Origin of the sequence: Pedobacter sp. ASV12 (assembly GCF_016429155.1) — a bacterium.
GTDB lineage: Bacteria > Bacteroidota > Bacteroidia > Sphingobacteriales > Sphingobacteriaceae > Pedobacter.
Map to the genome: position 1 here is coordinate 1 of NZ_JAELUC010000089.1, position 15,365 is coordinate 15,365.

The 15,365-nt window shown below is 43.7% G+C and carries 11 protein-coding genes; 6 read left to right on the forward strand and 5 right to left on the reverse strand.

Annotated features, from left to right (window positions below; genetic code table 11):
- From JHD69_RS16590 to JHD69_RS16600, 3 genes are all read right to left on the reverse strand, one after another.
- On the reverse strand, window positions 1-1,713 hold a 1,713-nt coding region (locus JHD69_RS16590), incomplete at its 3' end, for a SusC/RagA family TonB-linked outer membrane protein (protein WP_199141465.1).
- Window positions 1,714-1,862: 149 nt separating this feature from the next.
- Window positions 1,863-2,990 carry a FecR family protein gene (locus JHD69_RS16595; RefSeq protein WP_199141466.1) on the reverse strand — a complete coding sequence of 376 codons (1,128 nt, stop codon included), beginning with the start codon at window positions 2,988-2,990 and terminating at the stop codon, window positions 1,863-1,865.
- Between the two features lie 87 nt (window positions 2,991-3,077).
- Entirely contained in the window at window positions 3,078-3,644 is a 567-nt protein-coding gene (locus tag JHD69_RS16600) for an RNA polymerase sigma-70 factor (protein ID WP_199141467.1), read from the reverse strand.
- A gap of 285 nt (window positions 3,645-3,929) precedes the next feature.
- On the opposite strand from JHD69_RS16600, the gene JHD69_RS16605 reads away from it, so the two are divergent.
- The 6 genes from JHD69_RS16605 to JHD69_RS16630 all read left to right on the forward strand — a co-directional run bounded on the left by JHD69_RS16605 (window position 3,930) and on the right by JHD69_RS16630 (window position 12,710).
- Window positions 3,930-5,231 carry an Ig-like domain-containing protein gene (locus JHD69_RS16605; RefSeq protein WP_199141468.1) on the forward strand — a complete coding sequence of 434 codons (1,302 nt, stop codon included), beginning with the start codon at window positions 3,930-3,932 and terminating at the stop codon, window positions 5,229-5,231.
- A gap of 323 nt (window positions 5,232-5,554) precedes the next feature.
- Window positions 5,555-6,709, forward strand: coding sequence for a hypothetical protein (locus tag JHD69_RS16610; protein ID WP_199141469.1), 1,155 nt, complete (start codon window positions 5,555-5,557; stop codon window positions 6,707-6,709).
- 12 nt (window positions 6,710-6,721) lie between these two features.
- Window positions 6,722-7,228 carry a hypothetical protein gene (locus JHD69_RS16615; RefSeq protein WP_199141470.1) on the forward strand — a complete coding sequence of 169 codons (507 nt, stop codon included), beginning with the start codon at window positions 6,722-6,724 and terminating at the stop codon, window positions 7,226-7,228.
- A gap of 134 nt (window positions 7,229-7,362) precedes the next feature.
- Complete coding sequence (locus JHD69_RS16620; protein WP_199141471.1) at window positions 7,363-9,690, forward strand: beta-galactosidase; 2,328 nt, start codon at window positions 7,363-7,365, stop codon at window positions 9,688-9,690.
- 101 nt (window positions 9,691-9,791) lie between these two features.
- A complete protein-coding gene (locus JHD69_RS16625; RefSeq protein WP_233165987.1) occupies window positions 9,792-11,321 on the forward strand; it encodes an arylsulfatase in 1,530 nt (509 codons plus the stop codon).
- Between the two features lie 39 nt (window positions 11,322-11,360).
- Window positions 11,361-12,710 (forward strand): Gfo/Idh/MocA family protein, encoded by a 1,350-nt coding sequence (locus JHD69_RS16630; protein WP_199141472.1) that lies wholly within the window; start codon window positions 11,361-11,363, stop codon window positions 12,708-12,710.
- Between the two features lie 152 nt (window positions 12,711-12,862).
- Here the strand turns inward: JHD69_RS16630 and JHD69_RS16635 are convergent, their stop codons facing one another.
- A complete protein-coding gene (locus JHD69_RS16635; RefSeq protein WP_199141473.1) occupies window positions 12,863-13,936 on the reverse strand; it encodes a phosphotransferase enzyme family protein in 1,074 nt (357 codons plus the stop codon).
- 113 nt (window positions 13,937-14,049) lie between these two features.
- A complete protein-coding gene (locus JHD69_RS16640; protein WP_199141474.1) occupies window positions 14,050-15,069 on the reverse strand; it encodes a LacI family DNA-binding transcriptional regulator in 1,020 nt (339 codons plus the stop codon).
- Window positions 15,070-15,365: the final 296 nt, after the last annotated feature.

Genomic DNA, 15,365 nt, shown 5'->3' on the forward strand with positions numbered 1-15,365 from the left:
GGCCTGAAAGTTGTTGGTAATGTTAAAATTCGAGTTGGTATTGAAGCTGCTTAACGAGGCATTGTAAAGCGGATTAGGGATCAACTCGTTGCCGTCGGTCAGGTCTGTTGCATAAACGGTAGGAGAGAGGGCCACTTCAAGGTATTTTTCGCTGGCTGGCAACAAGCGGTAATAAGGATTGGTTTGCACCCATTGCGAGTAGCTGCCGTAAGGCGAGAAAGTTGCTTCGGCACCAGATACATATACGCGGTTAGATACATTGAAAATGCCCGAACGATAGCTCAGGTTCAGATTGGCGCCCCAGTCGTCGCGTTTTTCGCCCTTCATGGCTGCGTTGTTTTGGCGGATGTTGGCGCCTATATCATAGCGGATCGTGTTGTCTCCACCCGAAGCATTGACCGAATGGCGTTGCGAAAAGCCGGTTTGCAGGGGCTGGCTTAGCCAATAGGTATCTACTCCTCTCAATACTTCCTTTAAACGATTGTTATACACCTCGTCTAAAAGCAATTGCCTCGAAACCACACCTGTATAGTCTTTGTACCTGCCTGCCAAACTCTCGAAAGTTAGTTTTTCGGAGGCGTTCATCATGTTGTAGGAAGAAAGGTCGGGCATTTCTACCTTTAAATCGGAAGTATAGCTAACACGCAGCTTGCCTGGCAATGGTTTTTTGGTTTCCACTACGATAACCCCATTGGCGGCTCTGGAGCCATAAATAGCGGTCGAGGCCGCATCTTTAAGTACAGTCACTGAAGCCACTACGTTCATATCGAGGTCTATAATGGTACGCAATGAAGTTTCAAAGCCATCTAAAATGAACAAAGGCTGGTTAGGATCGGCCGAAAACTGGTCTCTCAAAGCATTGGTCGATATGCTGGTTTGTCCACGCAATTCGATTGTAGGCAACACATTCGGGCTTGAACCCATGGCGTTGTTTTCTATCTGGATAAAGGCGGGATCAACGGTACGCAAACTTTGGATCAGGTTTTGGTTGTTCAAGGCTTTGAGCTGTTCGCCGGTGTAGGTAGAGGCCGCTCCGGTAAAAGATTCCTTCTTTCTTTCGAACATACCGGTAATCACCACGTCTTTCATGGTGGTTTCGGCTACTTCTAACGAAATATTAAGCGGCATTTTCCTGCCTTTTAGCCTTACTTCCTGTGGTTTGTAGCCAACAAAGCTCACCAAAAGCACATCGTCTTCTGTTGGAGCGGTAATCCTGAAATTGCCATTCTCGTCGGTTACTACAGCGGCTTGGTTAGAGCCTTTGACGCGCACCGACGCACCGGTAAGCGGCTTGCCATTTTCGTCAACAATTTTGCCCGTAACCACTACGGCTCTTTTGGCCAGGATTTCAGGGGAAACAAAGCGCAGCACGATCGCTTTTTGCTCGATGGTGTAGGTTAACGGTTGGTTTTCGAAGCAAATGCGCAGCACTTCTTCAACTGGCGCATTCTTAACTTTAAGCGTAACCTGCTTGGCCAGGTTCAGCATGTTTGAGCTGTAGAAAAAATCATAACCGGTTTGCTTTTTGATTTTTTGGAGCACGAATTCTAGTGGAGCTGCCTTTTCATCAAGCGTAATTTGGGCAAAGCTGAGCGTGGCTTTGGCCTGCAAAATAAAAGTGATTACTACGATAAAGGTTAATCTCAATTTTAATAATATTTTGGCATAGGCATGGCTTTTTAGGCCATGCTTAAATGTCATGTAAAAATTCATACATTTGTTTGTTAGGGTTTAGGTTCAAATGTTAATAAGCATTGATGATTTGACAGTATTGCCCGAATATTGCGCCGCAAGGCGCTTAAGGCCAGGGGTGTTGCAACCACCCTTGGCTTTTTTTGGCCTACTGCTTTTTGAGCGTAAGTTTATGGCATAATGATGATTCTCCTTTCTTCGAACTTAAAGTGAATACTGTTGGTCAGTTCCATGATTTTGAGCACCTGCTTGATATTTCTGCTTCTTGAAATGGAACCCGAAAAGCTAAGCCCCGCTATATTTGGCGGGCAAACGATGTCAACGTCATACCACCTCGAAATTTTTCGCATGATGCTGCCCAGCTCTTCCTTGTTGAAAACAAAATTATTCTCAGTCCAGGCAATAGCATTGTCTTCATCGGCAGGCCTGATGCCGATATTGTCTTTAACTACAACTGTTTCCAGTCCTGGCACAAGCGTTCTGGTGTTGCCGCTGCTGGTGCTAACCTTAACGCTGCCCTGTAACAAAGTGGTAACCGTAGCCCTTTCGTTGGCATAAGCATTGATGTTAAAGTGGGTGCCCAGCACTTCAACGGTTTGGTTATTGGCAATGACTTTAAAAGGCTGGTTATGGCGGTGGGCAACTTCAAAATAGCCTTCTCCGCTTAGTTTTACAACCCTTTCCGTACCATTAAATGCCGTAGGATAGGTTAACGAAGATTCCGAATTCAACCAGACTTTTGTGCCGTCGGCTAAGGTAAGGCTGTAATAGCCACCGCTAGGAATGGTAAGCGTATTGATATCGTTTGTGCCCGGATTAATAGCTTGCTGGCCATTATAAACCAAGGCATCGTCTTCGGTTTTGAAGATATGCACATCGTTTTGGTCTGCCAGTTTGCCGTTTTTGGCATCAGATAAAACGATAGAAGTACCATTGCCCAAAGTTAAGATGGCTTTTTTGCCACCGGGTACGATTTTGGCAGCAGCCAGTTCGTTTTGGCTTTGGCTTCGAGACTGATTTCGGTTGAAGAAGAAATAGGTTCCGAAAAATAAAATAGCGAAGATGGCCGCTACGGCTGCTATTTTTGGATACGGCCAGTTCAGGCGAACCACTTTCTTTTGATGCACCGGCAGCTGTTGCCAAGTGTTTGCCTTTGCCTCCTGAAGGTCTTCGAGGGTTAAATCGATGGGCTCAAGCTCGTCGGCCACATACCAGCTTTCCAGCAAAGCGAGCTCTTCTTCCGTACACTGGTTGGTCCTATATTTTTGAAGTAATGTTTTGGCGTCTATTTTTTGCATGTTTTAAAGAATCTCTCTTTTGCATAATAAGACGGCAAGGGGGTAAGGTTGGTGGTAGATGAAATAAAAAAAAAGTTAAAAATGATTTCAGACAGCAATAAAAAGCATCGTTCCCAACTTCACTCTCAATAGCCTTAATGCATTGTTTATTTGTTTTTTAACCGTTTGTTCGGATAGGTTTAGCTGTTTGGCAATTTCCTTATGACTTAACTTTTGTTTCCTGCTCATTTCAAAAACGGCCTTCATTTTTTCGGGTAGGGCCGAAATTCCATTGTCGATCAGTTGGGTCAATTGTTTCTCGCGCACGAGATGGTCGGTAATGCAATGGCCCTGGTCGATATAGCCTTGTAGGGAAGAAATGTATTTCGATTCTACCTGCTGGTGCGCAATAAAATCGAGTATCCTGTTTCTAACCGCCGTATAGAGATAGGCGGTTAAATTCGAATCGATGGCCAATGTGTGGCGCTTATTCCACAAATGGGCAAAAAGCTCGTGCACTACATCTTGGGCTTCTTCCTTATTACGCAACTTTTGGTAGGCATGGATGTACAAACTGTTGAAGTATTTATTATAGATAATGGTATAAGCTATTCCGTCGTCACTTTTCAGTAACTGGATCAATTCGCTATCAGAAGGATAATCATAGGACACCATCGCACAACCACTGGATTTTTACTTTATCAACTAATTTTTTAAGATTAGACTGAGGAAAAGTAAGTTCTCGGTAATCAAAACTAGTGCAAATTAGCTAATAAACAAATAAGTGTAAATAATTCGTTAAGTTTTTCTGCAATTGTGCGTCAATGTAGTTGATTGGGCTATTTAGCCTGATTTTGATACAGTCACGGCTGGCTAGATCCGAGAGAAACGTCGAAATAATCAAACCACGTGCAACAATAAGCGGCTCAGCGGTGTCTTTTAAAAAAAGACAAACCTTTTATGAAACTCAAACCAGCTATTTTTACGCTTCTGCTTGCTTTGGGCTTGGGCCAAGTTGGCAAAGTACAGGCACAGCAAAAAGTTTTTACCACAGATATCGACAATTTTTGGAACGCTTTTGATAGCGTACGCACCACTGCCGACAGTGTTAAACAGGTAGACTATATCCAAAATTTGTACATCAACCGTGGAACCGAGGGCCTCAAGGCCTTTATGAAGGCCAGGGGCTACAGTGCCCCGCTCTATGTATCGCTCATCCGACGCTATCCCAGATTTTGGAATTCCATACGCCCCAGTACCCTGGCGGTAAAGAACAAAAGACAGGAGATTGAAAAAAGCATTCAAAAATTCAAAAAACTATATCCCGAGCTCAAAGAAGCCAAAATGTATTTTACCATAGGTGGTTTGCGTTCGGGAGGCACGGTGTCCGATGACATGGTACTGGTTGGGACCGAAATCGCAACCGGGAACCCTAAAACCGATGCCTCCGAATTTCCTAACGATTGGTTGCGCAATGTGTTCAAAGGCAGTTCCGAAGCCAACCTTGTTCGCCTCAATGTTCACGAATATGTGCATACCCAGCAAAGCGGCTATACCCCCAATCTCTTGGGCCAGAGTATTAAGGAAGGAGCCTGCGATTTTATGACCGAACTGGTGATGGACAAGCTGTTGGATGGTACTTATGCAACTTATGGCAGGGCACATGAAGATTCTTTAAAAAGGCAGTTTAAGGAAGACATGTTAACCCCGGCTACCGATAGCTGGCTTTACAATGGCTCAAATGCAAAAGTGGCCGATTTGGGCTATTACATGGGTTATGCCATCTGCAAGAGCTATTATAAGCAGGCCAAAGACAAGAAAAAAGCGATAAAGGAAATCATCGAACTTAATTATGACGAGCCGGCATTGGTCACTGCTTTTTTAAAACACTCAAACTATTATCCAGAAGGTTTTGACGAAGCCGAACTGCTCAAAAAATACGAAGCCAAACAGCCTATGGTGCTGAAGATAGAGCCATTTGCCAACGGCGACCAAAACGTAGATCCTGCCCTTAAGCAAATGCGTATTGTTTTTTCAGAACCCATGAACAGCAAAAGCTATTCTATAGATTTGGGCGCATTGGGGAAAGACCATTTTCCTATTGCAAAAGCTGGCGAATTTGCGGCTGATGGCCTTAGCATGACCATGTACCTGGACCTGAAAGCCGGAACCAATTATGATTTTGTAATTACAGGAAGGGGTTTTAAATCTATAAAAGGCTATGCCCTCAAATCTTTTCCAGTAGCATTCCAAACAAAGTAAGCACAACACCTCAATAGCTATAGAAAATCAACCCCAATACGGTTGATTTTTTTGTTTTGCTCTATTTTTTACGAGTTCTAAAATGTTTGTAAATCAATGGTTTATTGTTTAAATTAGGTTGTTCGCTATTCATCTAAATTAACGTTATGATACTTTCTCCAATCGATAGCTCCGCAACTTGGCGAAGCTGACGGCTATTTTCTCATGAAATATTCGATTCCAGCTGGCTTGGTTCCGTTAGGCCAGGTGAGGGCGAACAGTACAATGTGGTTTGATAGAATTGCATCCGCTTTAAAGTTTATTCCTAATTCCTTTTGATTGATATGACGGCAGAAGAAAAACAAGAGCTCATTAAGAAGTTGCTCGCCAATAGGATAGCTATTGCCGATTTTCATTTGCTCCGTAAGGAAATCAATGAATTTGACCTTTCGCTTATCATCCAAAAGATCTACGACCTGAACGATGAACAGGTGCGCAAGATTGCCGCATTGGCTCCTGTAATGGCCAAAGTTGATGCCCTTAAAAATGCGCAGCGCAATAAGAAGTTCTTCGATAAGGTCAAAAATGGATTTCGGGCAGATTTAGCCAATAAGATCATTTTGGTAGAGGGCGACTCCTGGTTCAATTACCCCATTTTGCTCAGCGATGTGATCGATTGGGTTTCGATGGAGAAGAATATGGCGGTTTATAGCCTCGCTTCGGGTGGCGACTGGCTGCTCAATATGCTGAGTGCCAGAAGATACATCGAGCAATTATCTACCATGAACCCCGATGTTTTTATCATTAGCGGGGGTGGCAATGACTTGGTTGGCGAAAATCGCATTGCGGCCATGGTGAATCCGCTTGGCAAATCAGAAGAGTTTATGGAAAGCGCCTGGGCACGTGAACTGATGCGCATATCGAGAACGGATTTTGACCCCGATCGCTTCAATAATGGCCTGACTTACCTTTCCAAGGATTTTTTTGCCTTGTTAATGTTTTTTCAGTTGCAATATTATTACATCTTTAATGGCATTTTTACAGGGGGTACCGGAGATCCCAAAAATGGAAAATTCCCAGGTATTAAAGTCATTACGCAAGGCTATGACTACCCACAGCCTTCGCGCAAACTGGGTTTTGGTCTTAACCCGTTAAAATGGTATATACCCATAGTCAGAAAATTTTTGGGGCATGGCAGCTGGTTAAAAACACCATTGGATATGCGCGGAATTACCAATGAAGAGGCACAGCGGGATGTTTTATATGCCATGATCTTTTTGTTTAACGAAATGATGATCGAAGTAGGAGAGGTTTTTCAGGGCATTGCCGGCTATGATTGTGTATTTCATATCGATTCGAGGGGCGCAGTAGGCGATAAGGGCTGGACCGATGAGCTGCATCCTTTGCCAGAAAATTTTAAGAGAACAGGCGCTTCCTTTATCCAATGCATTAACGGAATACCTTCGCCAAACGGCTTGGTTTACCGGGTTAAAACCTAATTGCTCCAATTTATGAAAAAGGTAATTTTTGCTATATTCTTGGTCATCGTGTTCATCATGGGCTATCAGGGAAAACTGCTGGAACGTGCTGGTTTTGGCATCATCAACTTAGAATTGGCCAAGGACGGCGCAACGGGCAAAAATATTTTGCAACAATGGCATGGCAGTCCTTATGGTGATGGCACCTTGCTGGATATCGCTAAGCAAAATGTACAGCTGGATTATTTTTTTATCGTGGTTTATGTCAGTCTGTTGATGGCCTTGGCCAATTCGCAGATGCAACGCGAAAAATCAGTGTGGTTGAATAATTTGTTGCGATTCAATTTGTTGCTGGCTTTTTTGACTGGTTTATTAGATGTAATCGAAAATATAATGATACAGCATAATTTTCATCATGTTTTAACTGCCGAAGCTTATTGGAACCCCTATGGGGTAGCACTTGCCAAATTTGGGCTTGCTGCCCTTAGTGTATTGGTTTTATTGTTTTCATACTTAAAATCATTCCTCAGTTTTAAATAATATCAATGGCCACCAGCCTAATTCAGGCAGTAAAAGTGAGGTTAAGGCAAACGTTTGTGTAATATTAGCTCGGGTTTAACTAAGGTAAATGGGTATTATTGGATTGTAAAACCTAACCAAACCTTAATTAAATCATGATAAAACTCAGCAGGCTTTTATTTTTCTTTTTGCTGTTATTCGTTGGCGCCAAGGCCATCGGCCAGGGTAAAGCCCAAACTTTTGCCATTGGCCATGAAGCTTTTGAACTGAATGGAAAGCCCTATGTAATCCGTTGTGGCGAAATGCATTTTGCCCGTATTCCTAAGGCCGAATGGCGCAACCGACTACAAATGGCCAAGGCCATGGGGCTAAATACTGTATGCGCCTATCTTTTTTGGAACATCCACGAAAAACAGCCAGACCAGTTTACTTGGCAAGGGCAAAGCGATGCTGCGGAATTTTGCAAATTGGCCAAAGAAGAAGGTTTATACGTTATCTTAAGACCGGGGCCTTATTCTTGTGCCGAATGGGAGTTTGGCGGTTTTCCTTGGTGGCTGCTTAAAGATAAAACTATCCAATTGCGTACCCAACATCCTTATTTTATGGCAAGGGCTAAAAAATACCTGTTGGCTGTAGGTAAGGAGCTGGCTCCTTTGCAAATCAATAAAGGTGGCAATATCATTATGGTGCAGGTAGAAAACGAATACGGCAGCTTTGGCAACGATAAAGTATATATGAATACCATTAAATCGTACCTGCAGGAAGCTGGTTTCAGCGTACCCTTGTTCCATTGCGACGGACCTACGCAATTAAAGAACGACCACCCTGAAGGCCTATTTGCCGTTGTTAATTTCGGGAGCAATCCAGAAGCCAACTTTAAGGCCTTGAGAGCCATCCAGCCAACTGGGCCATTGATGTGTGGCGAATATTATCCAGGCTGGTTCGACAGCTGGGGCAGGCCGCACCATAAAGGCGACACCAAGAGAATTGTAGAGGAACTGAAATACATGCTCGATCAAAAAGCATCGTTTAGTATTTATATGGCACATGGTGGTACCACTTTTGGTACGTATAGCGGAGCTAATGCGCCACCTTATCTGCCACAAACCAGTAGCTATGATTATGATGCGCCAATAGACGAAGCCGGTAACCCAACAGAAAAATTCTATGCCATTCGCGATCTTTTTGGCAAATACCTGCAAGAAGGGGAGACTTTGCCCGCCGTGCCTGCGGTTAATCGCATCCAGAAGCTTAATCCGGTAAAGTTTACGGCTTACGCAGCGCTCTCTAAAAATTTACCAAAAGCCGTGGCCAGCGATACGGCCATGCTGATGGAAGACCTGAACCAGGATTTTGGTGCAGTTCTTTACCAAACCAGCCTGAAGGCTGGCGCAAAAGCCCTGCTGAGTTTTAAAGAAATACACGATTATGCCTTGGTTTATGTAAACGATCAGTTGATAGGTACCTTAGACCGTCGCAAGAATAAATTCAGTATAGAAATCCCAGCGCGCAAGCAGGCGTCGATATTGAAGGTGTTGGTAGAGGCTACCGGCAGGGTTAACTATGGCTATGCCATGCACGATCGAAAAGGTATCCACGGACAGGTTTTCCTGACCGAAAACAACAAGAAAACAGAACTGAAATCGTGGAAAAACTACCCGATCCGCTTGGGAGAAAACAATATTCCAATCCGATATGAAGCCTTGCCGACAGTTTCAAAACTGGGTGCCGGATTTTACAAAGGTACTTTTGTAGCCAATATGTTAGAAGACACCTACTTAGACCTGAGCAAATGGAACAAGGGCTTGGTGTGGGTAAACGGAAAATGCTTGAGCCGTTTTTGGAACATTGGTCCAACGCAAACCATGTTGGTGCCGGCAAGCTGGCTGAAAAAAGGATCAAATGAAGTGGTGGTTTTTGATTTGTTTGGGTTAGCCAAGCCCGAGTTGACCTTCTTAGACCGCCCTATATTGGATCAGGTAAACGAAGCTGTGGCTCAGGTACACAGAAAAGCTGGTCAGAAATGGTTGGCCGAAGAACAAAAACCTTATGCTTCGGGCACATTTGAAAATAATGCCAAATGGCAGAACGTAAGTTTTAGCCCTATTGTTGCCAGGTATTTTGCCCTAGAAGCGCTAACTGAACAAAAAGGACAACCTTATACTTCGGTGGCCGAAATCGTGCTTTTAGACGCCAAAGGGCAAGAAATTCCTCGAACCAATTGGAAAGTAGTGTTTGCTGATAGCGAAGAGCTGAGTGGCGATGATGGCAGTGCAGTAAATGTATTCGATTTGCAGTTTACCAGTATTTGGCATACGCAATGGCAAGGCAGATCGCCTAAACCACCACATCAGCTGGTTATAGACTTGGGCAAGGCCTATAATATTGGCAGCATGAAATTATTGCCGAGACAAGACGGACCAAACGGACGGATTAAGGATTACAACCTCTATTTTTCGAAGACACTTTTCAAAGGACTATAAGGTTTTAGCAGTCAAAGTCAAACGTTTGTGTAATGTATAAATGGTTTAAGATATTGAAAATCAGTAATATTGGACTAACTAAATAACCAAGTCAAAACTGGATGAGAGCAACTGGACTGAAAACTTCATTTCTTATACTATTGATGTGCTGTGGCTTAGCCACTATTGCGCAGCAAAAGAGTCCGAAGATTAAGCGTTTGCCCAATATTATTTATATCTATGCCGACGATTTAGGCTATGCCGAAATTGGTCCTTATGGACAACAAAAGATAAAAACTCCTCATCTCGACCAAATGGCGAAAGAGGGGATGCGTTTTACCCAACATTATACCAGTGCGCCAGTTTGTGCCCCTGCGCGATGCATGTTGTTAACTGGCAAACATGGCGGTCATTCTTACATTCGCGGCAATTACGAAATGGGCGGATTTCCTGATAGCCTCGAAGGCGGACAAATGCCATTGCCAGAAGGAACTTTTACCATGGCTAAAATGTTAAAGCAAGTTGGCTATACTACTGCATTAACCGGTAAATGGGGCTTAGGCATGAACAATACTACAGGTTCGCCATTAAAACAAGGCTTTGATTATTATTATGGTTATCTAGATCAGAAACAGGCCCACAATTTCTATCCTTCGCATTTATGGGAAAACGACCAGAAAGCACCATTGGCCAATCCTGCAATGAACGTTCACCAGCGTTTGGATTCTACAAAAGCTACAGATAAAGATTTCGATTATTTTAAAGGGCAGGTGTATGCGCCGGATATGATGACCAAAAAAGCAGTCAAGTTTATTAACGAACACCAGAACAAGCCTTTTTTCTTATATATGCCTTACACTATTCCACACGTCTCCTTGCAGGTGCCAGAAGAATATGTAAAGCGGTACGTTGGCCAATTTAACGAAAAACCTTACTATGGCCAACAAGGATACGCAGCTACTAAATACCCTTACTCTACCTATGCGGCCATGATTACCTATTTGGATGACCAAATAGGTATCATCATGGACCAAATTAAAAAATTGGGACTCGACGAAAATACCATCATCATGTTTTCTAGCGATAATGGAACAACTTTTAATGGTGGTGTAAATAAAGATTTTTTTAACAGCCTCGATGGCCTCAGGGGAACCAAGATGTTTGTGTTTGAGGGAGGCATCAAAGAACCGTTTATTGCCCGTTGGCCCGGTAATATACCAGCCAACAGTACCAGCGATTTTGTTTCGGCCCAGTTCGATATGATGGCCACCTTTGCCGAGCTTACTGGGGCCAAGGTCGGCAATACCGATGGCGTTTCGCTGATGCCAACCTTATTGGGCAAAAACAAGCAACAAGTACAAAGAGATTATATTTATTGGGAATACCCAGAAAATGGAGGACAATTAGCAATAAGAATGGGCGATTGGAAAGGCGTAAAACTGAACCTGCGCAAAAACCTAAAAAATCCTTGGATGATCTTTAACTTGAAGCAAGACAAAAATGAAACTACCAACCTGGTAGCCCAACACCCAGAATTGGTACGGCGTTTTGACGAAATCGTTAAAAAAGAACACCAGGTTTCGCACTTGCTAGAATGGGAGTTTTTAGAAAACAAAGCGCCTAAAAAGGGTGGAGCAGATACTGATTACTAACTAAACACATATAAATATCAACCAAAAAAACAGAAACAAATGGAACGTAGAGATTTTATTAAGAATAGCGCAATGACCGGAGCCGCGTTTAGCATACTGTCCACGGGGCGGTTGTTTGCCGCCGATAAAGGCAAGGTAAGGCTGGGCTACATCGGGGTAGGTGCCAGGGGCATGAGCCACATTTCGGAAGGATGCCTTCGCGATGATGTAGAAATTGTTGCTATTTGCGATACTCAAGAAAGCTCTCTAAAAGGCTGCAGGTCTTTTATCGCCAAAAACGGAAGACCGCCTGCAGTAGAGTACACCGGCGGATTGGACGCTTACAAAAAACTATTGGACAGAAAAGACATCGACGCGGTAATTATCGCTACCCCTTGGCAGTTTCATAGAGACCAAGCGGTTGATGCCATGAAAGCCGGTAAATACGTAGGCTGCGAAGTAATTGCCGGATTAACCGTTCAAGACCACTGGGATATCGTAAATACTTCCGAAAAAACCGGTATGCCTTACATGACTTTAGAGAATGTTTGCTACAGGAGAGACGTAATGGCCGTGTTGAACATGGTAAGACAAAATCTGTTTGGTGAAATCGTACATTATGAAGGTGGCTATCAGCACAATTTGCGCAACGTATTGTTTAACAACGGAAAGCAATACTATGGCGGTGGAGTAGAATACGGTCCGAAAGCCTTAAGCGAAGCCCAATGGCGTACCCAGTTTAACATTGACGTAGACGGCGATTTATACCCTACGCATGGGGTGGGACCAATTATGCAGTGTGCCAATATCAACAGGGGCAACCGTTTTACCAACCTGGTTTCGTTCAGCTCTAAAGCCCGTGGTTTGGCCTCTTATGTAAACGATCTTTCGCCGGGCCACCCGAACGCTAAGATCAACTACAAAAACGGCGATGTAACGACTACGATGATCAATTGTGCCAATGGCGAAACCGTATTGCTGAGCCACGATACCCATTTGCCAAGACCTTACTCGTTGGGCTTTAGGGTACAAGGCACAGAAGGTATTTGGATGGACGTCAACAAATCGATTTATATTGAAAAACAGGCCAAGAAGAACGATGTTTGGGAGCCTGCGCAGCCATGGTTGGATAAATACGACCACCCGCTATGGAAAAAATATGAAAAAGAAGCGGTTGGCGCTGGCCACGGCGGTATGGACTGGTTTGTATTCAACGGTTTTATCGAAGCGGTAAAACAAAAGAAACAAACGCCTATCGATGTTTACGATTCTGTAACCATGAGCGTAATTACGCCGTTGTCTACCAAATCTTTAAAAGAAGGCAATGCCCCTCAAAAATTCCCTGACTTTACCAAAGGGAAATGGGCAACACGCAAAAATACTTTCGCTCTCGACGACAGCGGATTATAAACCCTACCTCTACTGATGAAAAAAGAAAAAGGCACTTGATAATGAGTGCCTTTTCTTTTGGTGTTATTTTGTTGAGGAGTTTTTGATTGTTTTTAGCAAAGAGCCCTTAAAACCATTTTGCGAGTTTGATGGCGCAAACGTTTGCTGTTTTGCTAAGAGATATTGGTCAAATCGCCAATCTGCTCAATCATCAGATGGAGTTCTTTGCTATGGTCGGTGTATTCTTCCAATAGCCTGATCTGGTTTGTGGCGCGATCAAGGTTGTGGGTTTCATAGCGAGCACCATAGTAAACGTCGTTGTTCAGGTAATCGGTTAAAAAACGTACGGCCTGCATGTAAATGATAAATTGGCCGGCATAAATAAACAGGTCTTTCTCTGTGGCGTTTAAAATATCAGCCATTTCAGACATGTAACCTTTGTAAATGGCCATGAAGAAAACTTTCCTCACGGCAATTTGATCAAAACTGGTCGATTCTTCCGATACCGGAGAAAGATAGCTGCGCATCATATCGCCAACATCGCTAATGTAATAGCCTGGCATCACCGTGTCCAGGTCTATTACGCATAAGCCTTTGCCGTTCTGGTCAAAAAGCACATTCGAAATCTTGGTGTCGTGGTGGATAACCCTCAACGGCACCTCAAGCTTTTGGCTCAGGATATCGAGGTATTTCTGCAAGATGTACTGCTGCTGTTCGATAGCCGTGATGGCTTCGGCAGCATTTCTCAGTCTTTCGGCATTTGCACTTTTCAGTGCGGTTTTAAATTGATTATACCGTAACTGTAGGTTATGGAAATCAGGTATGGTAGGATGTAGGGTACTCGCGTCGAATCCAGATAGCAACCTGCTGAATTTGCCAAACTGTTTGGCCGCTTCATAGGCTTGTTGCGCATCTTCGGCCGTATTTAGGGTAATCGAATTCTTAACAAAGTCGAAAATCCTGAAAGCGCCTTCTTCGGTCTCTACCAATGTTCGTCCACTTGGCGACTTCAGGGGCGCAACGAAAATATAATCTGGGAAATGTTGTTCGAGGAAAGATTTGAGTTTGTTGAGGTTCTCGTCTATGACATTTGGCTCCTTAAAAACATCAGTATTGACCTTTTGCAGAATATACTCCCTGTTGCGATGGCTAATCTTCCAGGTTTGGTTGATTAATCCATTGCCAACTGGCAGCACAAGACAATCTGAAATATCTAGTCCAAATTTGAGCAGTACAGTTTCAAGCATCGATTAAAATGGTTCTTATTCTTCAAACATAACTAAACGTTAGTTGAAGTGAGAACGCAAACGTTTGCTTGATTTTTACGTCCTTGACAGCCTGTGTTTCTGCGATTTAAATGTTAGTGCAAAATAAGCTCTGGGTCTATGGTAATGTGGTAATAGGCCTCTTTTTCCTCGTTTTCGCTTTTCTTTTTGGTCAGCAGGTCCAGCAGGATTTCCGAAGCCCTGTAGCCTTGCTGATAAGGGTTTTGCTCAACCGATGCAATGGGGTAGTAGTCCATGTAGTGGATGATAGGCAGGTTGGCATAACTTACAAAATCGATTTCATCGTTGATTTTGATGCCCAAAAACCTCGCATATTTGATGGCGTACAGCGCTACATAATCGTTAAAGGTAACAATGGCCGTTGGCTTTCTCTTGTTGTTCAGCAGTTTGTCCATGGCTTCCCGCGTAGATTGCTCGGTCAAATCGCAATTGATGATGAGGCTTGGATCGAATTTAAGCCTATTTTTAACCATCGCCTGAATATAGCCGTCTCTTCTTTGGGCTGAAGCGTTGAGCGTTTCAGGACCATTGATCATGCCAATAGAGCGGTGTTTTTTCTTAAGCAGGAAATTCACGGCATCGTAAGTGCCATTTTCCATGTTGCAAGCCACATAATGGATGTCTTTTACCGGAGGAATACGGTCGAAAAACACAATGGGGATATTCAGGTCTTCGAATTGTTTGAAATGGTCGATGTTAAAAGTGGTTTTGGCTAACGAGACCAGCAGGCCGTCAACACGATGGCTTTTGAATTTCTCGGCCAGGGTTATTTCCTTTTCCAGGTCGTCGTGCGATTGGGCAATCAATACGCTGTAGTTTTTTTTCAGCGCATAATCTTCAATGCCGCTTACCGCTTCCGAAAAGAATGATTCGGAAAGCTCAGGAACGATGACACCCAGGGTAAAGGTCTTGCCTTTTTGAAAAAAGATGGCTTTTTGATTAGGTACATAATTGAGTTCTTTGGCCAGTTGCTTTACGCGCATGCGGGTAGTAAGCCCAATGCTAGAATGGTCGTGCAGGGCTCTTGATACCGACGATGCAGATAGATTTAAGATTTTTGCAATTTCTTTAATGGTAGCTGGTTTATTGCTCATAGCCTAATTTTAAATGTAACGTGATGGGATTTTGCCCTATCAATAGGTTTAATGCTTGTGTTCTCGATTTTTCCAATGTTCGAAAATACAATTTTAATGTCCATTTTTTTATCAATTGTTTTGTTATAAGTGTTTTTGGACTAATTAGCAAGATCATGGCTGCTTATTGCCGCTAAATATCTGTCTCTTATACACATCTGACGCTGCCGACGAACCACGACATGGGTGGGTGGGGGTGGGGGGGGGGGGGGTGGGGGGGGGGGGGGGGGGGGGGGGGGGGGGGGGGGGGGGGGGGG